Origin of the sequence: Pseudomonas entomophila (assembly GCF_013523125.1) — a bacterium.
GTDB classification, from domain to species: Bacteria; Pseudomonadota; Gammaproteobacteria; order Pseudomonadales; family Pseudomonadaceae; genus Aquipseudomonas; species Aquipseudomonas entomophila_B.
The window spans coordinates 1-24960 of the sequence record NZ_JAAMQJ010000036.1 but is presented as its reverse complement, the minus strand read 5'-3'; the positions used below and the strand labels follow the sequence as shown (position 1 = coordinate 24960).

Genomic DNA, 24960 nt, shown 5'->3' with positions numbered 1-24960 from the left:
ACTATCCTTGGCGGTTGATGGGGGTCAGACGCAGCAGGTGGATGCGGCGGCTGTCGGCGTTCAGGACGCGGAAGCGGTAGGCGCCGATCTCGGTGGTCTCGTTGCGCTTGGGCATGTAGCCGAAGGCCTTCATGACCAGCCCGCCGACGGTGTCGAATTCGTCGTCCGAGAAATCGCCGTCGAAGGACTCGTTGAAGTGCTCGATCGGGGTCAGCGCCTTGACCAGGAAGTCGCCGTTGGGCAGCGGCTTGATGTAGCTGTCTTCCTCGACGTCGTGCTCGTCCTCGATATCGCCGACGATCTGCTCGAGCACGTCCTCGATGGTCACCAGGCCGGCCACGCCGCCGTATTCGTCGATGACGATGGCCATGTGGTTGTGGTTGGCGCGAAACTCGCGCAGCAGCACGTTCAGGCGCTTGGACTCGGGCACGAAGGTGGCCGGGCGCAGCAGGCTCTTGATGTCGACGCTGTCGCCGTTTTCCCTGAGGATCAAGGGCAGCAGGTCCTTGGCCAGCAGCACGCCGAGCACGTCGTCGTGGCTCTCGCCGATGACCGGGTAGCGCGAGTGCGCCGCGTCGATCACCGCCGGCAGGAATTCGCGCGGCGTCTGGGTGGCGCGGATGCTGATCATCTGCGAACGCGGCACCATGATGTCGCGCACCTGCAGGTCGGCGACCTGGATGGCGCCCTCGACGATGGCCAGCGCTTCGCTGTCCAGCAGTTTGTTCTGGTGGGCTTCGCGCAGCAGCTCGAGGAGCTCCTGGCGGTTCTTCGGCTCATGGGCAAAAGCCTGGGTCAGTTTGCCCAGCCATGACTTCTGCCCATTGCTCGATCGGTCTTCGCTCATGGCGGTTACTCGTGATCCTTGCAGGTATCGGGGTGTGAAGAGTCGGTGTCGTCGTCGGCGTACGGATCGGGGTGGCCGAGCTCCGCCAGCAGGGTGCGCTCCAGCGCCTCCATTTCCTCGGCCTCATCGTCGTCGATGTGGTCGTAGCCGAGCAGGTGCAGGCAGCCGTGAATGACCAGGTGCGCCCAGTGCGCCTCCAGGGCCTTGCCCTGTTCGGCGGCTTCGCGCTCGACCACCGGCACGCAGATCACCAGGTCGCCGAGCAGCGGGATGTCCAGCAGTTCATCGGGCACGTCGGCCGGAAAGGACAGCACGTTGGTGGCGTAGTCCTTGTGCCGGTAGGTGTGGTTGAGCGCGCGGCCTTCGTCGAGGTCGACCAGGCGAATGGTCATTTCGGAGTCGGCGCTGCGCTGGCGCAGGGCCAGCTCGCACCAACGGCGGAAGGCGGCGTCATCGGGTGCAGCGGCCTCGGTGGCACGCTGCAGATCGAGTTCAAGCATCTTTGCCGCGCACCTCGGGCTGAGCCTGCTGGGCGTCGAAACGCTCGTAGGCCTCGACGATGCGCTGCACCAGCGGATGGCGCACCACGTCCTTGGGCTGGAAGTGCGTGAAGCTGATGCCGGGTACGTCGCGCAGCACCTCGATCACGTGGGCCAGCCCGGACTTGGTGCCACGGGGCAGGTCGACCTGGGTGATGTCGCCGGTGATGACTGCCGTGGAGCCGAAGCCGATCCGGGTCAGGAACATCTTCATCTGCTCGAGGGTGGTGTTCTGGCTTTCGTCGAGGATGATGAAGCTGTTGTTCAGGGTGCGGCCACGCATGTACGCCAGCGGCGCGATCTCGATCACCTGGCGCTCGATCAGCTTGGCCACGTGCTCGAAGCCGAGCATCTCGTAGAGGGCGTCGTACAGCGGGCGCAGGTACGGGTCGATCTTCTGGGCCAGGTCGCCCGGCAGAAAGCCGAGCTTCTCGCCCGCTTCGACCGCCGGACGCACCAGCAGGATGCGGCGCACCTGTTCACGCTCCAGCGCATCCACCGCTGCGGCCACGGCCAGGTAGGTCTTGCCGGTACCGGCCGGGCCGATGCCGAAGTTGATGTCGTTGGCCAGGATTTCCTTCACGTAACGCTGCTGGTTGGCACCGCGCGGGCGAATCGGGCCCTTGCGCGTGCGCAGCGATACACTGACTTCGTTCGTTGCCGGGGTTTCGAGGGCTTCCACGGTCGACTCCTGCAGGTACAGGTGAACCATTTCCGGCGACAGCTCGGTCGCTTTCGCTTCGCGGTAGAGCCTGCGCAGCAGCTGTTCGGCGGAAAAGGTGGTCTTGGGTTCGCCAATGAGCTCGAACTGGTTGCCGCGGTTGCGGATCTCGATGTCCAGACGCTGTTCGATCAGGCGCAGGTGCTCGTCGAACTGTCCGCACAGGTTGGCGAAACGATGGGCCTCGAAGGGCTCGAGGATGAAGCGATGGGGTTCTATGGGTGCGTTCAAGGTAGTCTTGGGCCGCTCGCCGGCTAGGGAATGTAAGATCAAGAATAACCCTTGATCGGCAGTGGCGAAAGGTCCACGGCGATCAAGGGTTGCCAAGGGTCGCTCATGCTGTTTGGAGCGCGTCAGGGCGCGAGGGTTTCAAGGGTCGGGACAGCCAGGCGAGGCGCTGTCTGCTATGCTGCGCGCCCTTTTTCCGCACCGTTGACCTTGCCGCCATGACCAAACGCGACGCGCCGCTGTTCAAAGTGATTTTCCTCAACCAGGGCCAGGTGTTCGAGATGTACGCCAAGCAGATCTACCAAAGCGACCTGTGGGGGTTCCTGGAGGTCGAGGAGTTCGTCTTCGGCGAACGTACCCAGGTGGTGGTCGACCCCAGCGAAGAAAAGCTCAAGGCCCAGTTCGACGGCGTGGTGCGCAGCTTCGTGCCGATGCATGCCATCGTGCGCATCGATGAGGTGGAGCGGGTCGGTGCGGTGAAGATCAGCGAGGCCAGGCCCACCGGCAACGTCATGCCGTTCCCGATGCCGCTGCCGGAGAAGTGACACCCGGGCTGAACCGCGTGCCGCTCAGGGCAACGGCGAGAAGGGGGTGCGGCCGTCGGCGCTCTGCAGTTCCAGCAGGTATTTGCGGAAGATCTGCCCCAGCACCTGGGTCGCCCGCTCGAGTTCTTCGCGCGGCATGCTGGCCGACACCTCGTCGGCCATGTCCAGGGCATCCTCGGCACCGTTGACCGCCGCCATCTTCAGCAGGATGTAGGCCTGCACGTTGTTGGCCGCCACCCCTTCACCCTGGAAGAACATCGCCCCCAGCTTGGACTGCGCCTCGGCATGGCCGAGCAGCGACGCTTGCTCGTAGTAGTCCAAGGCCTTGTGCAGGTCCTTCGGGACCTGGTCGCCCGCATGGTACAGCTCGGCCAGCTCGTACTGCGCCTGGGCGTCGCCCGAGGCCGCCAGTTGCTCGCACGCCTTGAGCGCCCTGTCCACGTCCTGCGGCCGGGTGTCGAACGTGCAACGTCCCGTGGTCGGGATCAGCAGCGAGTTGCCGCCTTCCGCCAGGGTCGACAGGGGCTGGAGGAGCAGCAGGCAGCCCAGGCTGAGGGCGCGGCCGGTGCGGTTCATGGGGATCGACTTACCTCTGCAAAGCTGCGGCCAATGTCTCTGGGGGCTCATTATGGGATAAGCCACCCGTACCTTACAAAGTTTTACTCGATTTTCTGGCGGCGGCAGGGACAAGTTCCCTGACCACCGGCGCATGGGCGCGGTGGTCGGGGGCACCGCTCACTCATTTCAGCGCAGCGAAGGCCTTTTCCGCGGCGTCCAGCGTGATCTTCAGCTCGGTCTCGCCATGGGCGATCGAAGTGAAGCCGGCTTCGAAGGCGCTCGGTGCCAGGTACACGCCACCCTCGAGCATCAGATGGAAGAAACGCTTGAAGCGTTCCGCATCGCTGCCCATCACGTCGTCGAAGGTGACGATGTCGTCGGCGCCGGTGAAGTACAGGCCGAACATGCCACCGGCCTGGGTGGTCACGAACGGCACGCCCGCGGCATCGGCGCGCTGCTGCAGGCCGTCGAGCAGGCGGCTGGTGAAGGCGCTCAGCGCGTCGTGGAAGCCTGGGCGGCTGATCAGGCGCAGGGTGGTCAGGCCTGCGGCCATGGCCAGCGGGTTGCCGGACAGGGTACCGGCCTGGTAGACCGGGCCCAGGGGCGCGATGCATTCCATGATCGCGCGCTTGCCGCCGAAGCAGCCCACCGGCATGCCGCCGCCGACGATCTTGCCGAAGGTCGACAGGTCGGGGGTGATGCCGTAGTGGCCCTGGGCGCCACCGAGGGACACCCGGAAGCCGGTCATCACCTCGTCGAAGATCAGCACCACGCCATGCTGGTCGCACTGCTCGCGCAGGCCTTCGAGGAAGCCCGGTGCCGGCGGCACGCAGTTCATGTTGCCGGCCACCGGTTCGACGATGATGCAGGCCACGCTCTGGCCGACGTCGGCCAGGGTCTGCGCCACTGCGCCCAGGTCGTTGAACGGCAGGGTCAGGGTGTGCTTGGCGAAGTCCGCTGGCACACCGGCCGAGCTGGGCACGCCGGAGGTCAGCAGGCCGGAGCCAGCCTTGACCAGCAGGCTGTCGGAGTGGCCGTGGTAGCAGCCTTCGAACTTGATGATCGCGTCGCGGCCGGTGTAGCCGCGGGCCAGGCGGATGGCGCTCATGGTCGCTTCGGTGCCGGAGCTGACCATGCGCACCATTTCCATCGACGGCACCAGCGAGCAGACCAGGTCGGCCATCTCGGTTTCCATCGCGGTCGGCGCGCCGTAGGACAGGCCGTGCGCCAGCTGGCGACGTACCGATTCCAGGACGTCCGGGTGGCCATGGCCGAGGATCATCGGCCCCCAGGAGCCGACGTAGTCGACGTAGCGTTTGTCGTCTTCATCGATGACATAGGCGCCTTCGGCGTGCTTGAAGAACAGCGGCGTGCCGCCGACGCTGCGAAACGCACGCACGGGCGAGTTGACGCCACCGGGGATGTGCTTCTGGGCTTGGGCGAACAGGGATTCAGAACGGGACATAAAAGGCTTCTCTCGAATCAGGAGGCGAACAGGGCATTGAAGGCGCGGGCGCGGCGGGTGACGTCTCGCGCGTCGTCGGCACCGAACAGGCCGTGGATCACCGCCAGCAGGTCGGCACCATGGGCGACCAGCGGGGCGGCGTTGTCGAGGGTGATGCCGCCGATCACCGCGATCGGCAGTGGCAGGTCGGCGCGCGCCTGGGCCAGCAGGTCGAGGCTGGCCGCCGGGGCGCCGGGCTTGGTCATCGAGTGGAAGAAACGGCCGAAGGCGACATAGCTGGCGCCTTGTGCCACCGCATCCTGGGCCAGGTCGAGGCGCGCATGGCAGGTCGAGCCGATCACCGCCTGTGGGCCCAGCTGCGCGCGCGCCGGGTGCAGCGGGCCGTCGGTCTGGCCCAGGTGCACGCCGACGCCCAGTTGGGCCGCCAGTGCCAGGTCATCGTTGATCACCAGCGGCGTGTCGTAGCGCTGGCACAGCTCGCGCAGGGCCTCGGCTTCTTCACGGCGGCGCGAGGCATCGCCACTCTTGTCGCGGTATTGCAGCAGCGCCAGGCCGCCTTCGAGCGCCGCTTCGACGTGCGACAGCAGCCGCCCGGCCAAGAGCTGGCTGTCGGTGATCGCGTACAGGCCGCGTCGTGTCATGTCGTCCTCGCGTCGGGTCAGGAACAGAAATCCAGCGGCAAGCGGCGGGGCACGTACTGGCCCCGGCCCAGCTGTTCGGCGTCGCGCAGCGTGCGCCAGGTATAGTCCAGGGCGCTGCGCACCGCGCTGTGCAGCTGCTCGCCTTGCGCCAGGCGGCCGGCCAGGGCGCTGGCCAGAGTGCAGCCCGAGCCGTGGTAGCTGCCGGGCAGGCGCTCGCAGGTCCACACCTGGCAGTCGCCGTCGCGGCTGTAGAGGCGGTTGTGAATCTGCTGCTCGTCGCCATGCCCGCCGGTGATCAGCAGGTGCTTGCAGTAGGGCAGCAGCTTTTCGGCGCACTGGTCCGCCGTGCCGTCCGGCAATTCGGCGAGAATGCGGGCTTCAGGCAGGTTGGGCGTGGCGATCGTCGCCAGCGGCAGCAGGCGCTCGCGCACGGCGTAGCCGACCTCGTCCTTGCCCAGCCGCCCGCCGCCACCGGCGCGCAGTACCGGGTCGCAGACCATCGGCAAGTGCGGGTGTGCGCGCAGCAGCTCGGCGACCGTGTCGACCATCTCGAGCGAGCCGAGCATGCCCAGCTTGACCGCCGCCACGCTGGAGTCGGCGAGCACGGCATTGGCCTGGGCCAGCACCCACTCGCGGTCCAGCACCCGGAAATCGGACACATTGACGGTATCCTGGACGGTCAAGGCGGTAACGGCGGGGGCCGCATGGCAACCTTGGGCGATCAGGGCTTCGATATCTGCCTGCAGGCCGGCGCCACCACTGGGGTCATGGCCGGACAGACAGAGGACAACGGGGCGAGAGCTGTAGATAGTCATGGAGGGCGAGCTTACCACCAAACGTTTCCAGGTGCCTCCGTCCCAGGGTGGTGGCGCCTGGCCTGTAGCCCCCGTGTGACTTATGCCTTGAGGATCGAGCCCGGCGCTGCTTCACTGTCCTGACCTGTCCCCCGGATCGGGAGTCGTCCCATGACCCTGCGCACGTTCGCCGAGACCCACGCGGTCACCAACCAGCCGCCGCCGCTGGACGGCGCCAACCTGTACCGGCTGGACCTGCCGTTGCAGCAGGGAATACGGCGCCACGGGGCCGCCTGGGCCGAGGCGCGGCTGGACACTTACGGCGCGCTGGCCGGCGGCCCGCTGATGGAGGCCGGCCTGCTCGCCGAGCGTCACCCGCCGCAGTTCAGCAGCCACGACCGCTACGGCCACCGCATCGATTGCGTCGAATTCCACCCGGCCTACCACACCCTGATGCGCACCGCCGTCGAGCACGGCTTGCCAGCGTTGCCCTGGGTCTCGCCCGGCGAGGGCGCGCAGGTCGCCCGCGCCGCGCTGGTTTACCTGCACATGCAGGGCGACGCCGGCAGTGGCTGCCCGCTGACCATGACCTTCGCCGCCGTACCGGCCCTGCAACGCCAGCCGGGCCTGGCCGCTGACTGGCTGCCGAAGGTTTTGGCACCGACGTACGACCCGCGCAACGTCGGCGCGGCGCACAAGGCCGGGGTCACCCTGGGCATGGCCATGACCGAGAAACAAGGCGGCACCGACGTGCGCGCCAACACCACCCGTGCCTGGCCGGTGGGCCAGCCTGGCCCTAGGCAGGCCTATGAACTGGTGGGGCACAAGTGGTTCTGCTCGGCGCCGATGAGCGATGCCTTTATGACCCTGGCGCAGACCGATCAGGGCCTGAGCTGCTTTCTGCTGCCCCGGCACCGGCCCGACGACAGCCGCAACCTGCTGTATATCCAGCGCCTGAAGGACAAGCTCGGCAACCGCTCCAACGCCTCCAGCGAAATCGAGCTACGCGGCGCCCTGGCCTGGATGGTCGGTGAGGCAGGCCGCGGCCTCGCCACGATCCTGGAGATGGTCAGTCTGACCCGCTTCGACTGCGTGCTCGGCTCCAGCGCCCTGATGCGCCAGGCGCTGACCCAGGCCACCCACCACTGCGCGCACCGCCAGGTCGGCGGGCGTCCGCTGGCCGAGCAGCCCTTGATGCAGAACGTGCTCGCCGACCTGGCCCTGGAGAGCGAAGCGGCCCTGGCGCTGAGTCTGCGCCTGGCCCAGGGCCTCGATCACCCGACCAATCCGCGCGAGGTGGCCTTCGTGCGACTGGCGACGGCGGTGGGCAAGTACTGGGTCTGCAAGCGCGCCCCAGGCATGATCAACGAAGCTGCCGAATGCCTGGGCGGCGCCGGCTACGTCGAAGACAGCGTGCTGCCACGGCTGTACCGCGAGGCGCCAGTCAACTCGATCTGGGAAGGCTCGGGCAACGTGCAGTGCCTGGACGTGCTGCGTGCCCTGGCCAAGACGCCGGCATGCGCCGAGGCCCTATGGCACGAACTGGACGGCGGGCATGGCGATGCGCGGCTGGCGCGGCACGTGACCGCGTTGCAGCAAGCGCTGGCCGACCTTGAGGACCAGACTTACCGCGCCCGCCAACTCAGCGAGGCCATCGCCCTGGCGCTGCAGGCCAGCGCGTTGCTCAAGGCCGGTGACGACACGGTCAGCGAGGCCTTCATCGGCAGCCGCCTGGCGCCGGGCGGACATGCCTACGGCTGCCTGCCACGCGGGGTCGACGTGCGGGCGCTGCTGGCGCGGGCGACGCCGGCCTGGCCGGTCTGAGAGGGGGATGTATTTACCGGTGAACCTAGGCAAGATGGAGCGCCTGCACGTCCAGACAGGAAACACAGTGTGAGCCAAGCGTTCGTTGTCGTTGATACTCCAGAGCAGGCCGTCGACCGTCTCGCGGCGCTGCATGAACAAGCCACCGGCGCCCTCAGCCAGGCCCTGAAACGCTACCTCAAGGACCGCACCGAACCGGATGCCGACGAGCGCGCGCTGTACCGCTACCCGGCGCTGCGACTGACCTACTACTGCCAGGGCGATGCACCGGTCACCACCCGGGCCTACGCCAAGGTCCAGGTCGCCGGCACCTACAGCGTGACCATTACCCAGCCCAAGGCCTTCCGCAACTACCTGCTCGAGCAGCTGCGCCCGTTGATGAGCGACTTCAGCGTCACCGTCGAAGTCGGCGCCAGTGCCCAGGACATTCCCTACCCCTACGTGGTCGAGCAGGGCGACGAGCTGGCCGGCAGTGGTATCACCGCCGCCCAGCTGGCGCGGGTGTTCCCCAGCACCGACCTGTCGGCGGCCACCGATGACATCGCCGACGGCCTGCACGACTGGGACGGCGCCGAGACCTTGCCCCTGGCACTGTTCGATGCCGCGCGCGTGGACTTCTCGCTGCGTCGCCTGGTGCACTACACCGGCAGCGACTGGCGGCACGTGCAGCCGTGGATCCTGCTGACCAACTACCACCGCTACGTCGACCAGTTCATCGCCCACGGCCTGGAGCAGCTGCGCCAGGACCCGCGCTTCGTGCGCATGGTGCTGCCCGGCAACGTGGTGATCGAGAAGGACGTGCCGGACGACCAGGTGCAGGCCCTGGTCGCCGGTGTGGTCTGGCACCGCTTCCAGATGCCGGCCTATCACCTGATCGCCGCCGACGGCGACGGCATCACCCTGGTCAACATCGGCGTCGGTCCGTCCAACGCCAAGAACATCACCGACCACCTGGCCGTGCTGCGGCCGCACTGCTGGCTGATGATCGGCCACTGCGGCGGGCTGCGCCAGTCGCAGACCATCGGCGACTACGTGCTGGCGCATGCCTACATGCGCCGCGATGGCATCCTTGACCGCGTGGTGCCGCCGAACATCCCCATCCCGGCCCTGGCCGAGGTGCAGCTGGCCTTGCAGGAAGCGGCGGCGCAGGTCACCGGCGAGCGTGGCGACCAGCTCAAGAAGCGCCTGCGCACCGGCACCGTGCTGACCTACGACGACCGCAACTGGGAGCTGCGCTGGGCCCAGGAGCGCCCGCTGATCAACCTGTCGCGCGCCGTCGCCGTGGACATGGAAAGCGGCACCATCGCTGCCCAGGGCTATCGCCTGCGGGTGCCCTACGGCACCTTGCTGTGCGTCTCGGACAAGCCGTTGCACAGCGAGATCAAGTTGCCCGGCTCGGCCAACGCCTTCTACAACCGCGCCGTCAGCCAGCACCTGAAGATCGGCATCGCCGCCCTCGACCTGTTGCGCACCGAGCTCGATGCCCTGCATTCGCGTAAACTGCGCAGCTTCGATGAGCCGCCGTTCCGCTGAGGTTGCATGCCACCGCCGTCCCGTCCCACGCCGCGTCGTCCCTCGACGCGGCCCACCGGCCCACGCCGCCCGGCCAAGGCCGCGCCCGCTGACACGCGGCTGATCCTGTTCAACAAGCCGTTCGACGTGCTGACGCAGTTCAGCGATGGCGAAGGGCGCGCCACGCTCAAGGACTACATCGACGTGCCCGGCGTGTACCCGGCCGGTCGCCTGGACCGCGACAGCGAAGGCTTGTTGCTGCTGACCAACGATGGACGCCTGCAGGCGCGCATCGCCGACCCCCGGCACAAGTTGCCCAAGACCTACTGGGTGCAGGTGGAGGGTGAGCCGAGCGACGAGCAGGTACAGCGCCTGCGCGACGGCGTGCAGCTCAACGACGGCCTCACCTTGCCCGCCGAAGCGCGACGCCTGGACGAGCCGACCCTCTGGCCACGCCACCCGCCGGTGCGCTTTCGCAAGAGCGTGCCCACGTACTGGCTGGAGCTGATCATCCGCGAAGGCCGCAACCGCCAGGTCCGACGCATGACCGCCGCCGTCGGCCTGCCGACCCTGCGCCTGGTGCGCGTGCGTATCGGCGACTGGACCCTCGACGGGCTCGAGCCTGGGACGTGGCGGGAGGGCGGGGTTTAGCGGCAAGCTACAAGTTACAAGCTACAAGCGGACGTTGGCGCGGTGGGTCAGGTGTTGACAGGACGTTGATGCAGCGCTGACGCTCTGGCTTGCAGCTTGCAGCTTCACCGCAAGTGGGTCAGGGGCATCTCGGTGCTGGCCAGCACCTGGTTGAGCACGAAGCTCGAGCGCACGCTGGTGACGCCTTCGATACGGGTCAGGCTGCCCAGCAGCAGCTTCTGGTAATGGTCCATGTCGGGCACCACGACCTTGAGCTGGTAGTCGGCGTCGATGCCGGTCACCAGGCAGCATTCGAGCACTTGCGGCAGGCTGCGGATCGCCGCCTCGAAGGTTTCGAAACGCTCGGGCGTGTGGCGGTCCATGCCGATCAGCACGTAGGCGGTCAGGCTCAGGCCCAGTTTCTTGCGGTCGAGCAGCGCGACTTGGCGCGCGATGTAGCCATCGTCTTCCAATTGTTTGACCCGGCGCGAGCACGGCGAGGGCGACAGGCCGATGCGTTCGGCCAGTTCCTGGTTGGAGATGCGCGCATCGCGCTGCAATTCGGCAAGGATACTCAGGTCGTAACGGTCGAGTTTGCTCATGGGAGAAGCCTTTTCTATCTGAATTGCGGCGAATTATTGATCTTGAGTCAAAAATTGCGCAAGCCCTATTTAATTCAGCAATCTTCGCAATCCCCTGCCGCCCTCGATCCCTTATCGTTATCCCCAGAATCACTGCCCGGACATCAGTCCACGGCGACCGACCTTATGCAGGCGGTTGCGGCCAGACGCTCCCACAGGAGCCGCCAGGCCCCCGGGCTACGCCCCGTCCAGAAGACGAGGCGAGGTGAGCCGACGCCACAAGCGTCGAGCACGGACTCCATCTTCCAAAAGGGAGGCCCTCGGGCCTCCCTTTTTTCATGTCTGAAAGGCGTCTGCGCGTGCTGATGGCGTTGTAGACTGCGCCTTATCGAACGATCTCCCTGTCGAGGGCAATTCCATGATGTCGCGTGTATGGCAGTGGGCGGCACTGACGCTGTGTTGCATGGCCGGTGGTCAAGCGGCCTGGGCCCAGGACCCGAACGCCGGGCCAGGCCCCGGCCATTCCCCGTTGCAGTCGCGCGACGAAGTGCGCCAGACCCAGCCGCCACGCCCAGGGTATTACCAGGACATTCCACGGCGTCCGGGCGATGGGCGTGAATGGCAGGCAGGTGGTCCCGGGCAGCGTCCTGGCGAGGGATGGGGAGGGCGGCCTGGCGAGCCTGGAGATGGCTGGGGACCAGGGCCGCGCTATCGTCCGGGCCAGGCCATCGGGCAGTTTCCCGATCGCTACTGGAGAGTGCCCTATCGCGGGCGGGAGTATTTCTTCTCGGGGGGTTACTGGTACCAGCCCCAGGGACCGGGCTACGTCGTGGTGCGTCCACCATTCGGCGCGCGGGTCGGCTACCTGCCGCCCTATGCCCGTGAGATGTGGGCAGGCGGTACGTTGCTGTACGGCGTGGCCGATGCCTACTACCAGTACCGACCCGAGAGCGGGGAGTACGTGGTGGTCGATCCGGCGCAGGTGGGCCAGGTGCCTGCGAGCGGCGAAGGGCAGGGCACCGGCTACGACGTCATCGCCTACCCGGCGCAGGGGCAGCCGCCCCAGCAGCAGGAACAGGATCGCTACCAGTGCCATCGCTGGGCGGTGGAACAGTCAGGGTTCGATCCGGCCGGTGCGGGGTATGCACCGCCTGGTGACGGGGCGCAGGTGTACAGACGCGCGTTGGGGGCGTGTCTGAGCGGGCGGGGTTATAGCGTCAATTGAGGCGCAGGCCGTGACGTCGTGGTGCTGAGCGTGCTTTGCTCAACCGCCGCCACGGAGTCGCAGGTTTTACGGCCCCTGCGGGCCCGATCGCGGCACAGGGGCCGCTCCCACACGGAGACAGCGGTGCCCTGACAAATCAGCGTCGCAGCTCACCCACCTGTAGGAGCGGCCCCTGCGCCGCGATCGGCCCCGCAGGGGCCGCAAACCCAGCCACGCCATTCATCCGGCGAACGCCTCCCACCCAGCCCAACCCTTCACACCGGATCCGCATGCACCATCACATCCGCCTGTGGATAACGCTCCCTTATCCGTGCCGATGCCTCGACGCACACCGCATGGGCCTCATGCAACGGCAATGCCCCAGGCAACTCCAGATGCACCTGGACGAACCAGCGATGCCCTGAAACCCGCGTGCGCAGATCATGCGCCCCCACCACGCCCGGCAGCCCACACACCAGCACCCGCATCTCCTCGGACACGTCACTGGGCAGTTCCTTGTCCATCAGGATGCCGCCACTCTCGCGCGCGATCTGCACCGCGCTCCAGAAAATGTACACCGCAATCCCCAGGCCGAACAACGCATCGAGCTGCGGCCAGCCGAAGCGCGCCAGCAACAGGGCGACCAGAATGCTGCCGTTGAGCAGCAGGTCGGAGCGGTAATGCAGCGAGTCGGCGCGGATGGCCGTCGAGCCGGTGACGCGCACGACCTTGCGCTGAAACGCCAGCAACCCCACCGTCAGCACCAGCGACAGCAGCATCACGCCGATACCGGCCGTGGTGTTGCCCAGCGGCGCGGGCGCCTGCAAACGCTCCGCCGCTTGCACGGCGATGATCACCGCACTGGCGCCGATGAACAGCGCCTGGGCCATCCCGGCCAAGGCCTCGGCCTTGCCATGCCCGTAGCGATGGTCGTCGTCGGCGGGCCGCAAGGCGTACTGCACCGCCAGCAGATTGAGCAAGGACGCCACCGCGTCCAGCACCGAGTCGGTCAGCCCGGCCAGCAGGCTGACCGAGTCGCTGAACCACCAGGCCAGCGCCTTGCTGATCACCAGCACGCAGGCCACGGTGAGCGACGCCCGCGTGGCCAGGCGCAGCAGGCGCTGGTGCTCGGCGCTCGGGGTCATGCCCAGGCTCCGCGTCGCGGCGAGGTCACGCCGCCGGCACCGTGTTCAGCGCCGCCAACTGCTCGACACTGCCGCGCTGCTGGATCAGCCGCGGATCGTCCAGCGGCAGGCGCTGACCCAGCTCGGCCTCCAGGATCGCCTGCAGCTTGAGGCGGTCCACCTGGCCATCGGCATCGATCGCCGGGCGCAAGGTGGCCGGGTCGACCTGCGCGGTGACGCCGCCTGGGTAGTAGATGGCCCCCGTGGCGAAATCGATGCCGAAGGCGATCAACCCCGGGATCACGTAGAAGAGCAGGCCGACCGCGTCCAGGGCCACGATCACCGGGTCGACCCGGCCATCGATCTGACCGCGACGATCGGGGTAGAACAGGGTGCCGCAAGCGGTCAGCTGCGTGGCGATCAGGGCGCCACCGATCAGGCGAGTGGGAATGCGCATGGGAGTCTCCGCAAAAAAGGGCGCAACGAGGCGGGCAAACGCCGGCCTCCGTGAATGGGACCGTGACGAGTCAGGCCCGGTTCGCCGTTATACTGGTCCGCTCGCCTGAGGACCACCATGATTTCACTCCCGATCGATACCGTGTTGCCCGCCCTGCGCCACGCCCTTGAGGCACGCCACGAGGTCGTGCTCGAAGCGCCGCCCGGCGCCGGCAAGACCACCCGCGTGCCGCTGGCCCTGCTCGATGCCCCCTGGCTGCACGGCCAGACCATCGTCATGCTCGAACCCCGCCGCCTCGCCGCACGGGCCGCCGCCGAGCGCATGGCCAGCGAACTGGGCGAGCGGGTCGGTGAGACGGTCGGCTACCGCATCCGGCTGGACAGCAAGGTCGGGCCGAACACGCGGATCGAGGTGGTCACCGAAGGTATCCTCACCCGTCGCCTGCAGGACGATCCGGCCCTGGAGGGCGTGGGGCTGGTGATCTTCGACGAGTTCCACCTGCGCAACCTGGACGCCGACCTGGCCCTGGCCCTGGCGCTCAACGGCCGCGAGCTGTTGCGCGAGGATCCGCCGCTGAAGGTCCTGTTGATGTCCGCGACCCTGGAGGGCGAACGCCTGTCGCGCCTGCTCGATGACGCGCCGATTGTCACCAGCGAAGGGCGCATGCACCCGGTCGACATCCGCTGGGGGCGGCCGACGCAACCGGGCGAATTCATCGAGCCACGGGTGGTGCAGGCCTGCCTGGAGGCGCTCGACGAGCAGACCGGCAGCCTGCTGGTGTTCCTGCCGGGCCAGGCCGAGATTCGCCGCGTGCAACAGGCCCTGGACGAGGCGCTGGGCCAGACGCCCCAGGTGCAGGTCTGCCCCTTGCACGGCGAACTCGACCTGAACGCGCAACGGGCGGCGATCGACCCGGCGCCGGCTGGCCAGCGCAAGGTGGTGCTGGCCACCAACCTGGCCGAAACCAGCCTCACCATCGAAGGCGTGCGGGTGGTCATCGACGCCGGGCTGGAGCGCACGCCGCGCTTCGACCCGCGCAGCGGCATGACCCGTCTCGACACCCAGCGCATCTCCCGCGCCAGCGCCACCCAGCGCGCCGGCCGGGCCGGACGGGTGGAGCCGGGCGTGTGCTACCGGCTGTGGTCACAAACCCAGCACGAACAGATGGCCGCCTTCAGCGCGGCCGAGATCCTCCAGGCCGACCTGGCCGGGCTGGCCCTGCAGCTGGCCCGCTGGGGCGTCGAGCCGGACCAGCTGACCTGGCTCGACGCTCCGCCCAGCGCCGCCTTCGCCCAGGCCCGCGACCTGCTCGAGCGCCTCGGTGCGTTGCAGCCTGGAGGCGGTCTGTCCCGGCATGGCCAGGCCATGGCCGAACTGCCCGCTCACCCGCGCATCGCCCACGTGCTGCTGCGCGGCCATGCCCTGGGTCTGACCCAGCAGGCTTGCGACCTGGCCGCCCTGCTGGGCGAGCGCGACATCCTGCGCGGTGGCGGGGCGGACGTGCACAGTCGACTGGCTCTGCTCGCAGGCGACCAACGCTTGCCCCGAGGTGCGCAGGGCAGCACCCAGCGCGCCCGGCAACTGGCCCGGCAGTACCGCGCGCACCTGCGCGGCGCTCCCGGTGACAGCGTGAAAGACCCAGAGCACCCCCGCTGGGCCGGGTGCCTGCTGGCGCTGGCCTACCCGGACCGCGTCGCCCGCCAGCGTCAGGCCGGCGGCGGCGACTACCGCCTGGCGAACGGTCGCGCCGCGCAGTTCGGCGAACCCGACGCCCTGATGAAGCACGCCTGGCTCGCCATCGCCGACCTGGGCAGCCGCCAGGGCCAGCGCGAAGAACGCATCTACCTGGCCGCCGACCTCGACCCGGCGCTGTTCGAGACGGTCCTGAGCGAACAGGTGCGCCAGGTCGACATTCTAGAATGGGACGAACGGGAAGGGGCGCTGCGCGCCGAACGCCAACGCAAGGTCGGCGAACTGGTACTCGACCGCCAGCCCTTGCCCGACCTGGATGCCGACGCACGCGCCCAGGCCCTGGCCGGGCTGGTCCGCCGCAAGGGCCTCGAACTGCTGCCTTGGACACCGGAGCTGCGCCAGTGGCAAGCCCGCGTGGCACTGCTGCGCAGCCTCGACCTCGCCCAGACTGGCACCAGCGACTGGCCCGACCTGAGCGACACGGCCTTGCTCGCCTCGCTGGAACAGTGGTTGGCGCCCTACCTGGGCAAGGTCACCCGACTGAGCCATTTCGCCCAGCTCGACCTGTCCTCGATCCTGCGCAACCTGCTGCCCTGGCCCCTGCCGCAGCAGCTCGACAGCCAGGCGCCGCAGACCCTGGCGGTGCCGTCAGGGTCGAACATCCGCATCGACTACAGCGAGCAGCCACCGGTGCTGGCCGTGCGCTTGCAGGAACTGTTCGGTCTGGCCGAGACGCCGCGCATTGCCGGTGGCCGTCAGGTACTCAAGCTGCATTTGCTGTCACCGGGGCGCCGGCCTGTGCAGGTGACCCAGGACCTGGCGAGCTTCTGGCGCACCACCTATGACGAGGTGAAGAAGGATTTGAAGGGGCGGTACCCGAAGCATTACTGGCCGGATGATCCGTTGGTGGCGGAGGCGACGGCGCGGGCGAAGCCGAGGAAGGTTTGAAGATTTGGCAGGGTGTTTCAGGCAGCGCGTTAAGCGAGGGCTCGAGTCGATGCGTGCTGGAGTTCTGAAACACCGCGATAGGGGGGTGTTTCAGAAATACTGTATGGCGGCAGACGCCTCAAGAGCGTCGCAGTCATGTGCTGGGAAACATCGACTCCAGCACGTCCATCATCATTTCACTGCAGCCGACGTCGATGAGGAATCGCGTCATGAAAGCGCGAGGCGCGCTGCTCTTTCAATTGTTTGGATCCCGTTTAAAACGGGCGCCTGAGCTCCGCAAACAGACTGAAATCTGTAGCGCATTGCATAAAGACTCTCTGACGCAAAGAAGCCAATCATGCGTGCAGGGCTGAAACACACGAGGTGCGAGTACTCTCACTCAGGATGCCCAGCGCTTAAACAAAAAGAAGATAAGTTGGACGTGTCCTTCAACACGCCGTTTCATGACCCACACAGTGACAGGGCGTACGCTCGTCCATGGAGCCACCACACCTGATCATCGCCTCCAACGAGCCTGGCGCTTGCGGGCGACGTGTCGATGCCTTCGCTGAACGCCAGGCCCTGTCGTTTCCCCACAGGAGCTTCCCATGCGCAGGGATTACCTCGCCTTCTTCATCTCGCTGTTCCTGTCGAGGCTGGCCGATCAGATCCTGTTGTTCATCGTGCCACTGGTGGTGTTCCAGACCACCCAAAACGTGTCCTGGGCAGGGCTGGCTTTCTTCGTCGAGTCACTGCCGCGCTTTTTCGCCTTCCCGGTCTGCGGAGCGCTATGCGACAAGTATTCGCCTGTCAGGATCCTGCACATCAGCCAAGTGTACCGGGCCGTGTTCTGCGTGGTGGCGATGGCGCTCCATGGCGTCTTCGGTGGCCTTGGCTGGGTGGTGGCTCTGTCGGCGCTGTGTGGCGTGTTGACCACGCAAGGCCTGATGGCGCGCGAAGTGCTCATGCCGCATGTCTTTGCGCATTACACCTACACCAAGACCTTGTCGTATTCGCAAATCGCCGATCAGACGGGGCTGGTCCTAGGACCGTTGGTGGCGGCGTTGATGCTCGAGGTGTGGTCATGGCCATGGGTGGTGCTCTGGGTCGCGGGTGTGTTCTTGCTGGCGGACGCGAGCATGCTGGTATGGCAGCGCTTGAGCTGCATCACATTCCAGGGGCTCGATCCACGGCAGGACATTTGGCGACAGCCTTTGAAGATCGCTTTGGGCCATATCCTGCGCCTGACAGCGCTGAAGAAGGTCATCACGCTGGCGGTAGGCGTCAACCTGGTCGTCGGGGTCACCTTGGCCACTTCAGCGGCCATGGTCATCGGCCAGCACGGCGCCGGCAAGGACAGCTATGCCGCGTTGCAGACGGCAGGGGCCGTGGCGACCATCGTGATCCTGTTCGTGCTGGCTCGCGTCGTGCTGTCACTGCGGGTACTCGGCGGTGTTGGCTACTGCATGATCGTAACCGGTGGGCTCCTCACGGCACTGAGTCCGAGCCTGCTCGGTTATGGGGTGGGCTTTCTGCTGATCGTCGCGTTCGACAAGATGTTCAACGTCTACATGCGCACGATTCGCCAGCGGGTGATACCGCCCCAGGACTTCGGGAAGACCGTTGGCGTGATGACGCTGTTGAACAATCTGTCCCAGCCACTGGCGGGTTTGCTGGTGGCGTTGTTGGCTGCGCCCTTGGGGGCACGGTACGTCATTCTGATCGTGACGGTGATGGCGGTGCTGTTGGGGGCAGGTGCCGTGGCGCATGTTGGGAGAAGGCACCACGGCGTCCCGCTCTCTGAACTCGATCACGGTGCAGAGGCTATTCGAGCACAGGACGAAGAAAGCTCCTCTCGTAGCTCATGATGAACTTCAACGTTGTCGCTTCTTCCACCAGACGCACACACTCGGGATCGTGTGCTGCTGCTTGCCGGTACTGCTCGTACTCGGCAAGGGTGGCGAAGCTAAAGAGGCAATAGGCGACGTTGTTGGCGCCTTCGGCCGGTAGGAAGTAGCCGTGATGCTGTCCTCCCAGGCGCTCTACTATCGAGATCCATGCGCGTGAATAACGCTCGAATGCACTGACCTGGTAAGGATCGATGAGGTAGCGGACATGGCAGGTGATCATGAAAAGACGTCCTTGAGTGAGCGTGCTTGATTCCACAGGCATCGACAGCGCGCAATAGTGGTGACGATAAGTCAGGTGGTCGATTTTTTAACCAATCAGCCCGTGTCATCTCCCATATCTCGGCTTTCATCGGACCAGAGACGAACGTTCGTTCCTGCATGTCGACCAGGCGCATGCCCTCGTGTTCGGACACCCTGCGAGACGTGTGGTTGGCAATCGCCTTGGGTACCTGCATGACCGGACGCGCCAGTGTCTTGAACCAATAGTCGTTGACGACCCGGCACGCCTCACGCATGTAGCCCTTGCCCCACCACTGCGGGGCGAGCCAGAAACCTCTGTTGTTTCCAGGCTGGTCGTACAAGCTGATGCTGCCCAGGGTGCAGCCAGCCTCGTCGCGCTTGCGGATCATCCAGTGCCACTCGCGACCTGCCGCCATGGCAGGCAGGGCGATATCCCGGACATAGATCAGCGCCCCATCGTCCGGGTACGGCCAGGGGCCACGGCTGTCCAGGTAGCGAACCACTTCCCACTGGGGAAATAGCGCTTGAATGAGCGGGGCATCATCCAATCGAAGAGGCGTGAGCGTCAGCCGATCGGTGATGAGGGTCGGGGGAGCATCCATGGCCGTTATTCCTGGGCATCGCTGTCAGGTTTTGATTATCTGTACCGAGCCTGTCCGTGTCGACCAGCCATGTGTCACCGGATGGGCAGCCCTGCGGTTCGATGTTCTGGTCTGTCCGGACGATTGAACAACGCCTGAAAGCTGTTCCTGCCAGGATCGAGTCAACGACCATGACCCCTCAAAAGCTGCTGACCTACCTTCCACGTGATCTGGTCGAGCCGATCACCCGTGATGTCGCCCAAGCGACGGCCTGGCAGATGCTTGGTCCTGAAAAGCGCCCACTAAATCCTGACGGCACGGGTGCCCGCGATGCAGCCGGCGCCTGACAGGCCCCTATCGCTGGCAAGCCAGCCCCCACCCAGATCTCTGCAACTTGTCGGTGTGGGCATGGCTGCGCAAGCAGCCTGTGCGCAGGCTTGCCCGCGATGCAGGGGCGCCTGACAGGCCCCTATCGCTGGCGAGCCAGCTCCCACCCAGATCTCTGCAACTTGTTGGTGTGGGCATGCCGGCCAACACGCAGTCCAGGCCCTGCGGCCCCTGCCAGGTGCACTACACCACTTCCTCGATCAGATACTCATGCAACTCACCTTCGCCCACCGTCAACGAATAGAACTGCCCGGGCTGGTGATGGGGCGTATCCGGCTCTGCCTTGACCTGGTGCCCCTGCTGATCGCGCCAGCGGCAGATCAGCCGGCCGTCAATGCCCTCGAGCGGCTCGATCTTCCAGTGGTCGGTCACTTCGGCATGCTCGTACAGCCCCAGGTAGCCGTTGCGGCTGATGCCGAGTTGGCCACGTGCACGCGGACCAGTGCCCGAGATGCGGTAGTGCCAACGGTCCTCCGTGTGGGACACGTAGGTGAACTGCAAGACCGGTGGCCACTCGTCGCCGCCGGCCTGTAGCCAATCGTAGGCCGGGGCGATCCCCCAGCCGAACGTGTCCTGGGTGCGGCTGAAACGAAGCGGGAGGGCGCGGTCGCCTTGCAGGAGGTACACGCGGGCTCGGAAGGACGTGCCCGCCTGAAGCAGGGCGGATGGGGAGGCATGGGGCATGGGAAGGGCTCCTGTCGGTCGTAGGGAAGGGCACCGTGACGGTGCCAGGCGACCCTACAGACGGGCAGGACGAGGGCGAAGATTGAAGGGCTTCCGGGGTGCCGCCGGGCCTGGGCAGGCCGCAACGCAACGGCGGCGCGCAAGACCGTGGGGGATGTGCAGCCTGCTCACGCCGGACGCTGCCGCTCCTCGACCAGCATGAACAGGCGATACAGCACCACGACACTGAACAGCTGCAGGAAGCTGCTCACGCTGGACAGCGCCACCAGCCCCAGGTACGGCAAGTCCGACACCACCATGAACACGCCGATCTCCAGCAGCCAGATGGGCACGGTCGCTGCCAGCATGCAGAGCACGATGCGCAGGAACTGGCCCTGGGTCAGGCGCGCGCTCTCGCGCATCGAGTCGATCACCGGGCGGCCGCGCAGCACCAGCAGATACTGGGCGAAGGCCAGCCTGACCATCAGCCACACGCCGGGCACGATGAACAGGAGCAGGCCGGCCACGATCAGCAGCCCGCTGAGCCCCATTTGCAGCATGGCCTTGGGGTAGAACTGCGCCATGCGGTTGAACACGGCGCGCAGGGTGGGTGCCTTGCCCCGGCTGCGGGCATCGAGGTAGAGCATCAGCAGCGAGCTGTACATCGGATAGAAGACCAGGCCGACGATCAGCCCCTGGGACGCCTGCGCCTCTTCACCGAACTGCATGAGCCACAGGTGCAGCACCACCGACTCGATCACGATCAGGGGCAGACACAATCGGACAATATTCATCAGGTGTCGGCGGGAGAAGTACAGCGAGTCGCGTAAAACGGTCAAGACATCCATGGTTCCGGGTCGCCAGGCAGAAAGCAGGGCCTCACTTTAGCCCACAGCCCGGTCCTGACTGAAGAAAGTTTCACCCGGCGTGATTGAATCCCTGCGCGTCTTGCCCCATCTTCAGCACTGTCCGATGTCCAGGCACTGCATGAGGTAGCCCATGAACACTGAAGAACAAACCTTGATCGATGGCCTGTTCGGCCGTCTCCGGCAAGCCGAGGACGCCGGTCAGGCGCGCGATGCCCAGGCGCTGGCGCGGATCGAGGAGCACGTCCGTCAGCAGCCGGCGGCGCCGTACTACATGGCCCAGGCGATCCTGGTACAGGAAGCGGCGATCAAGCGCCTGGACGAGCAGAACACCAAGCTCGAAGCCGAGCTCAAGCAGCTGCGTGCCCAGGCCTCGGCGCCCCAGGCCCAGCAGGGCGGCGGCGGTGGTTTCCTGTCGAACCTGTTCGGCGGCGCCTCCCGCCCCGAACCTCAGCGTCCCTCGGCGCCGACGTCCGCACCTGCGCCAAGCTCGGGCGGCGGCTGGCGTGACGGGCCGCGCTCCAATTTCCAGGGGCAGGCACCGGCCCAGCCACAGGCCTCGGGCTTCGGCGCTGCGCCAGCAGCCGGGCGCGCGGGCGGCGGATTCATGAGCGGCGCCTTGCAGACCGCAGCCGGCGTGGCCGGGGGTGTGCTGCTGGCCCAGGGCATCAGCAGCCTGTTCCACGACAAGCCTGAGGAAGTGGTCGAAGTGATCCAGGACGAGCCCGCCCACGCCAGCGACAGCGGCGGCGGCTGGAACGACCAGGGTGAGCATGCCCAGGTGGCCGACAACGGCTATGGCAACGACCAGGGCGGGTTCGCCGACACCGACTACGGCAGCGACGAGGGCGGTGGCGACTTCTTCTCGGACGACGACAGTTTTGTCTGAGGTGCCTGGCCAGGCGATCCGTACCCCGCGGGTCGCGCTGTTCGCCGACGTGCAGAACCTCTACTACACCGTGCGCCAGGCGCACGGTTGTCATTTCGATTACAGCGCGCTCTGGGCCCAGGTCAGCCGCGAGGGCGAGATCGTCGAGGCCAAGGCGTATGCCATCGAGCGCGGCGACAGCAAGCAGCAGCAGTTCCAGCAGATCCTGCGCAACCTGGGTTTCGAGGTGCGCCTCAAACCCTTCATCCAGCGCAGCGACGGCTCGGCCAAGGGCGACTGGGACGTGGGCATCACCCTCGATGTGGTCGATGCCGCGCCCACGGTCGACCGGATCGTCCTGGCCTCCGGCGATGGCGACTTCGACCAGCTGCTGCAGCGGGTCGCCGAGCGCCATGGCGTCGAGACGGTGGTCTACGGCGTCCCGGGCCTGACCGCCAGCGCGCTGATCCGTGCCGCCGACCGCTACGTGCCGATCGAAGGACGTCTGCTGCTGCGGCGCTAGGCCTTGCGGCCGGCCGGGACGAGGTGCTCCAGGGGCACCCGCTGTTCGATCGGGCTGGACAGGATGATCGAGGTCTTGCTGAAGCCGAACTGGGCGATCTGGTCGATCACCGTTTCCAGCTCCTCCATCGAACCGACGGCGGCCAACAGCACCACGCAGGCATCGCCGGTGACCCGGTGACATTGGGTCAGTTGCGGGATGCGCGCCAGCGCTTCATAGGCCTGCGGGTTGCCATGGTGGCTCAGGCGCAGTTCGACCAGGCACTGGATCGGCAGGCCGATGCGGTCCAGGTTGACCTTGGCGGTATACCCGGTGATGACGCCCGTGGCTTCGAGCTTGGCCACCCGTTCGGCCACGGCCGGGGCCGACAGGTTGACGTGGCGCGCCAGCTGCGCGAAGGAGGCGCGGCCGTTTTCCAGCAGGGCGGCGAGGATCAGGCGGTCATAGCGGTCCATACGGTCTCGTGTGTGGGCTGTGGATTCGATGGCCAAAAGGCCACAGAACCGTTCATTCGAAGGTGGAGTGTCTCGGCAAACCCTGTTCGCAGCTTAAGTTTGCGCGCTGGCCTTTCTAAACTAAGCCACCTTCAAATGGATTTCGAGTACTGCCTCATGCCTGCCTCTTCGCGTTTGCCGTGGTTGTTGATCGGTGCCTTCCTGGCGCTCTACCTGGTCTGGGGGTCGACCTATCTGGCGATCCGCATCGGCGTCGAGTCCTGGCCACCGATGATGATGGCCGGCATTCGCTTCCTGGTCGCGGGCGGGCTGCTCTATGGGTTTCTGCGCTGGCGCGGTGTGCCGGCCCCGACCTGGGTGCAATGGCGCTCGGCGGCGGCCATCGGGTTTCTGCTGCTCAGCTGCGGCAATGGCGGCGTGACCCTGGCCGAGCATGCCGGAGTGGCCTCCGGCGTCGCGGCCCTGGCGATCGCCACGGTGCCGTTGTTCACCCTGCTGTTCGGCCTGTGGTTCGGGCAGCGCACCACGCGCCTGGAGTGGGCGGGGATCGTGCTGGGGCTGGTCGGCATCGGCCTGCTCAATCTGGGCCCGAACCTGCAGGCCAGCCCCATGGGCGCGGCGCTGGTGGTGTTCGCGGCGGCGGCCTGGGCGTTCGGTTCGGTGTGGAGCAAGCGCCTGCCGCTGCCCCAGGGCGCCATGGCCAGCGCCGCCGAGATGCTCGGCGGTGGCCTGGTCCTGCTGATCGGCAGCGTGCTGAGCGGCGAGCGTCTGACCCAGATGCCGTCAGCGGCGAGCTGGGCCGCCCTGGGCTACCTGATCGTGTTCGGCTCGATCCTGGCCTTCAGCGCCTACCTGTACCTGCTCAAGCACGTGCGCCCGGCGGCCGCGACCAGCTATGCCTATGTCAACCCGGCGGTCGCAGTCCTGCTCGGCATCCTCTTCGCCGGCGAGCGTATCGACCTCGAGGAGGGCCTGGCGATGCTGGTGATCATCAGCGCGGTGGTGCTGATCGGCCTGCCGCAATGGCGCCGCCGGAGCGTGCAGCCGGTGGCGGTGGACGGTGGCGAAATCTGCGAGCCGGGCAAGGCGTTGCGGTAGACTGCCGGCTTTGCTGAACCTCTACACGGTATTGCCATGACCTTCGCCACGCTCGGCCTGATCGAACCCCTGCTGCGCACGCTGCAACAGCGGGATTACACCACCCCAACGCCGATCCAGGCCAAAGCGATCCCCGCCGTGCTGGCGGGCCGCGACGTGATGGCAGCGGCGCAGACCGGCACCGGCAAGACCGCCGGCTTTGCCCTGCCGGTGCTGCAACGCCTGGTTCAGGAGGGCGGCAAGGTCGCCAGCAACTCGATCCGGGCGCTGGTGCTGGTGCCGACCCGCGAGCTGGCCGAACAGGTACACACCAGCGTGCGCGAATACGCCGAGCACCTGCCGGTGAGCACCTATGCCGTCTACGGCGGGGTCAGCCTCAACCCGCAGATGATGCGCCTGCGTCGCGGCGTCGATCTGTTGGTGGCCACGCCTGGCCGGTTGCTCGACCTGTTCCGGCAGAACGCGGTGACCTTCGGTCAGGTGCAGATGCTGGTGCTCGACGAGGCCGACCGCATGCTCGACCTGGGCTTCGCCGAGGAGCTGCGGGCGGTGTATGCCGCCTTGCCACGTCAGCGCCAGACGCTGCTGTTCTCCGCCACCTTCTCCGAGCAGATCCGCCTGCTGGCCGGTCTGGCGCTGAACGACCCGCTGAGCCTCGAAGTCAGCCCGCGCAACACCACCGCCAGTACCGTCAAGCAATGGCTGGTGACGGTGGACAAGAAGCGCAAGGCCGAACTGTTCCTGCACCTGCTGCGCAAGCACCGCTGGAAGCAGGTGCTGGTGTTCGCCAAGACCCGTAACGGTGTCGATCAGCTGGTCGAGCAGCTGCAGGCCGAGGGCATCAGCGCCGACGGCATCCATGGCGACCGGCCGCAGGCCACGCGCCAGCGCGCGCTGGACACCTTCAAGGCCCGCGAGATCCAGATCCTGGTCGCCACCGATGTGGCTGCCCGAGGGCTGGACATCGACGACCTGCCGCTGGTGGTCAACCTCGACTTGCCGATCGTCGCCGAGGACTACGTGCACCGCATCGGGCGTACCGGGCGGGCGGGCAACAAGGGCGAGGCGATTTCCCTGGTG

26 protein-coding genes and 1 pseudogene are annotated in these 24960 nt (G+C 66.7%); 12 read left to right on the top strand and 15 right to left on the bottom strand.

Translation table 11 applies throughout. The features are described from left to right. Position 1: 1 nt before the first annotated feature. From G7007_RS17005 to G7007_RS16995, 3 genes are read right to left on the bottom strand one after another with little or no spacing between them, the layout of a single operon-like run. Positions 2-847 (bottom strand): HlyC/CorC family transporter, encoded by an 846-nt coding sequence (locus G7007_RS17005; RefSeq protein ID WP_181103484.1) that lies wholly within the window; start codon positions 845-847, stop codon positions 2-4. A 5-nt stretch (positions 848-852) separates the two neighbouring features. Next, positions 853-1347 (bottom strand): rRNA maturation RNase YbeY, encoded by a 495-nt coding sequence (ybeY, locus tag G7007_RS17000; RefSeq protein WP_181103482.1) that lies wholly within the window; start codon positions 1345-1347, stop codon positions 853-855. Further along, on the bottom strand, positions 1340-2338 hold the full coding sequence (locus G7007_RS16995; RefSeq protein ID WP_181103480.1) for a PhoH family protein: 999 nt from the start codon (positions 2336-2338) through the stop codon (positions 1340-1342). The genes ybeY and G7007_RS16995 overlap by 8 nt, the downstream gene beginning before the upstream one ends. Positions 2339-2553: 215 nt before the next feature. Here G7007_RS16995 and G7007_RS16990 point away from each other — a divergent pair, with 215 nt between their 5' ends. Beyond that, on the top strand, positions 2554-2880 hold the full coding sequence (locus G7007_RS16990) for a DUF1820 family protein (protein WP_181103479.1): 327 nt from the start codon (positions 2554-2556) through the stop codon (positions 2878-2880). 24 nt (positions 2881-2904) lie between these two features. Here the strand turns inward: G7007_RS16990 and G7007_RS16985 are convergent, their stop codons facing one another. The 4 genes from G7007_RS16985 to G7007_RS16970 all read right to left on the bottom strand — a co-directional run bounded on the left by G7007_RS16985 (position 2905) and on the right by G7007_RS16970 (position 6359). Further along, complete coding sequence (locus G7007_RS16985) at positions 2905-3456, bottom strand: tetratricopeptide repeat protein (RefSeq protein ID WP_181103477.1); 552 nt, start codon at positions 3454-3456, stop codon at positions 2905-2907. Between the two features lie 163 nt (positions 3457-3619). After that, entirely contained in the window at positions 3620-4903 is a 1284-nt protein-coding gene (gene hemL, locus G7007_RS16980) for a glutamate-1-semialdehyde 2,1-aminomutase (RefSeq protein WP_181103476.1), read from the bottom strand. Positions 4904-4920: 17 nt separating this feature from the next. Next, positions 4921-5544, bottom strand: a complete 624-nt coding sequence (gene thiE, locus G7007_RS16975; RefSeq protein ID WP_181103474.1) for a thiamine phosphate synthase — start codon at positions 5542-5544, stop codon at positions 4921-4923. A 17-nt stretch (positions 5545-5561) separates the two neighbouring features. Then, entirely contained in the window at positions 5562-6359 is a 798-nt protein-coding gene (locus tag G7007_RS16970; protein ID WP_181103473.1) for a hydroxymethylpyrimidine/phosphomethylpyrimidine kinase, read from the bottom strand. Between the two features lie 150 nt (positions 6360-6509). Between G7007_RS16970 and G7007_RS16965 the strand changes: the two genes are divergently transcribed. The 3 genes from G7007_RS16965 (at position 6510) to G7007_RS16955 (ending at position 10325) form a co-directional block, all read left to right on the top strand. Then, on the top strand, positions 6510-8162 hold the full coding sequence (locus G7007_RS16965; RefSeq protein ID WP_181103471.1) for an acyl-CoA dehydrogenase family protein: 1653 nt from the start codon (positions 6510-6512) through the stop codon (positions 8160-8162). Between the two features lie 69 nt (positions 8163-8231). Beyond that, positions 8232-9695: an AMP nucleosidase gene (amn, locus tag G7007_RS16960; protein ID WP_181103470.1), complete on the top strand. Its 1464-nt coding sequence runs from the start codon at positions 8232-8234 to the stop codon at positions 9693-9695. A gap of 6 nt (positions 9696-9701) precedes the next feature. After that, complete coding sequence (locus G7007_RS16955) at positions 9702-10325, top strand: pseudouridine synthase (protein ID WP_181103468.1); 624 nt, start codon at positions 9702-9704, stop codon at positions 10323-10325. Positions 10326-10429: 104 nt separating this feature from the next. On the opposite strand, the gene G7007_RS16950 is transcribed toward G7007_RS16955, so the two are convergent. Then, the gene (locus tag G7007_RS16950; RefSeq protein ID WP_060392414.1) at positions 10430-10906 is read right to left on the bottom strand and encodes an Lrp/AsnC family transcriptional regulator; all 477 of its coding nucleotides are present in this window, start codon (positions 10904-10906) and stop codon (positions 10430-10432) included. Positions 10907-11303: 397 nt separating this feature from the next. Between G7007_RS16950 and G7007_RS16945 the strand changes: the two genes are divergently transcribed. Further along, the gene (locus G7007_RS16945; RefSeq protein WP_181103466.1) at positions 11304-12110 is read left to right on the top strand and encodes a DUF6515 family protein; all 807 of its coding nucleotides are present in this window, start codon (positions 11304-11306) and stop codon (positions 12108-12110) included. Positions 12111-12364: 254 nt separating this feature from the next. On the opposite strand, the gene G7007_RS16940 is transcribed toward G7007_RS16945, so the two are convergent. Further along, complete coding sequence (locus G7007_RS16940) at positions 12365-13234, bottom strand: cation diffusion facilitator family transporter (protein ID WP_181103464.1); 870 nt, start codon at positions 13232-13234, stop codon at positions 12365-12367. Positions 13235-13259: 25 nt separating this feature from the next. Then, positions 13260-13670: a polyribonucleotide nucleotidyltransferase gene (locus G7007_RS16935; RefSeq protein WP_181103462.1), complete on the bottom strand. Its 411-nt coding sequence runs from the start codon at positions 13668-13670 to the stop codon at positions 13260-13262. Between the two features lie 117 nt (positions 13671-13787). Here G7007_RS16935 and hrpB point away from each other — a divergent pair, with 117 nt between their 5' ends. Both hrpB and G7007_RS16925 read left to right on the top strand, forming a co-directional pair. Next, positions 13788-16310, top strand: coding sequence for an ATP-dependent helicase HrpB (gene hrpB / locus G7007_RS16930; protein ID WP_181103461.1), 2523 nt, complete (start codon positions 13788-13790; stop codon positions 16308-16310). 587 nt (positions 16311-16897) lie between these two features. Continuing rightward, a complete protein-coding gene (locus tag G7007_RS16925) occupies positions 16898-18157 on the top strand; it encodes an MFS transporter (RefSeq protein WP_181103459.1) in 1260 nt (419 codons plus the stop codon). Here G7007_RS16925 and G7007_RS16920 read toward each other — a convergent pair. Together G7007_RS16920 and G7007_RS16915 are read right to left on the bottom strand one after the other, a co-directional pair. Next, on the bottom strand, positions 18114-18419 hold the full coding sequence (locus G7007_RS16920) for an NIPSNAP family protein (protein ID WP_181103457.1): 306 nt from the start codon (positions 18417-18419) through the stop codon (positions 18114-18116). The two genes, G7007_RS16925 and G7007_RS16920, sit on opposite strands and share 44 nt — an antisense overlap. Positions 18420-18507: 88 nt before the next feature. Next, a pseudogene (locus G7007_RS16915) lies at positions 18508-19041 on the bottom strand (GNAT family N-acetyltransferase); the annotation flags it as partial. 56 nt (positions 19042-19097) lie between these two features. On the opposite strand from G7007_RS16915, the gene G7007_RS16910 reads away from it, so the two are divergent. Continuing rightward, positions 19098-19367 (top strand): hypothetical protein, encoded by a 270-nt coding sequence (locus G7007_RS16910; protein WP_181103456.1) that lies wholly within the window; start codon positions 19098-19100, stop codon positions 19365-19367. 223 nt (positions 19368-19590) lie between these two features. On the opposite strand, the gene G7007_RS16905 is transcribed toward G7007_RS16910, so the two are convergent. Beyond that, positions 19591-20091 carry a hypothetical protein gene (locus G7007_RS16905; RefSeq protein ID WP_181103454.1) on the bottom strand — a complete coding sequence of 167 codons (501 nt, stop codon included), beginning with the start codon at positions 20089-20091 and terminating at the stop codon, positions 19591-19593. 167 nt (positions 20092-20258) lie between these two features. Continuing rightward, positions 20259-20918: a YciC family protein gene (locus G7007_RS16900; protein ID WP_181103453.1), complete on the bottom strand. Its 660-nt coding sequence runs from the start codon at positions 20916-20918 to the stop codon at positions 20259-20261. Between the two features lie 151 nt (positions 20919-21069). On the opposite strand from G7007_RS16900, the gene G7007_RS16895 reads away from it, so the two are divergent. After that, positions 21070-21825 carry a DUF2076 domain-containing protein gene (locus tag G7007_RS16895; RefSeq protein WP_181103451.1) on the top strand — a complete coding sequence of 252 codons (756 nt, stop codon included), beginning with the start codon at positions 21070-21072 and terminating at the stop codon, positions 21823-21825. 16 nt (positions 21826-21841) lie between these two features. Then, positions 21842-22327 carry a LabA-like NYN domain-containing protein gene (locus tag G7007_RS16890; protein WP_308852307.1) on the top strand — a complete coding sequence of 162 codons (486 nt, stop codon included), beginning with the start codon at positions 21842-21844 and terminating at the stop codon, positions 22325-22327. Here G7007_RS16890 and G7007_RS16885 read toward each other — a convergent pair. Beyond that, on the bottom strand, positions 22324-22782 hold the full coding sequence (locus G7007_RS16885; protein WP_181103447.1) for an Lrp/AsnC family transcriptional regulator: 459 nt from the start codon (positions 22780-22782) through the stop codon (positions 22324-22326). The genes G7007_RS16890 and G7007_RS16885 overlap by 4 nt on opposite strands. A 156-nt stretch (positions 22783-22938) precedes the next feature. On the opposite strand from G7007_RS16885, the gene yedA reads away from it, so the two are divergent. Next, on the top strand, positions 22939-23880 hold the full coding sequence (gene yedA / locus G7007_RS16880) for a drug/metabolite exporter YedA (protein WP_181103445.1): 942 nt from the start codon (positions 22939-22941) through the stop codon (positions 23878-23880). Between the two features lie 36 nt (positions 23881-23916). Beyond that, on the top strand, positions 23917-24960 hold a 1044-nt coding region (locus G7007_RS16875), incomplete at its 3' end, for a DEAD/DEAH box helicase (RefSeq protein ID WP_181103443.1).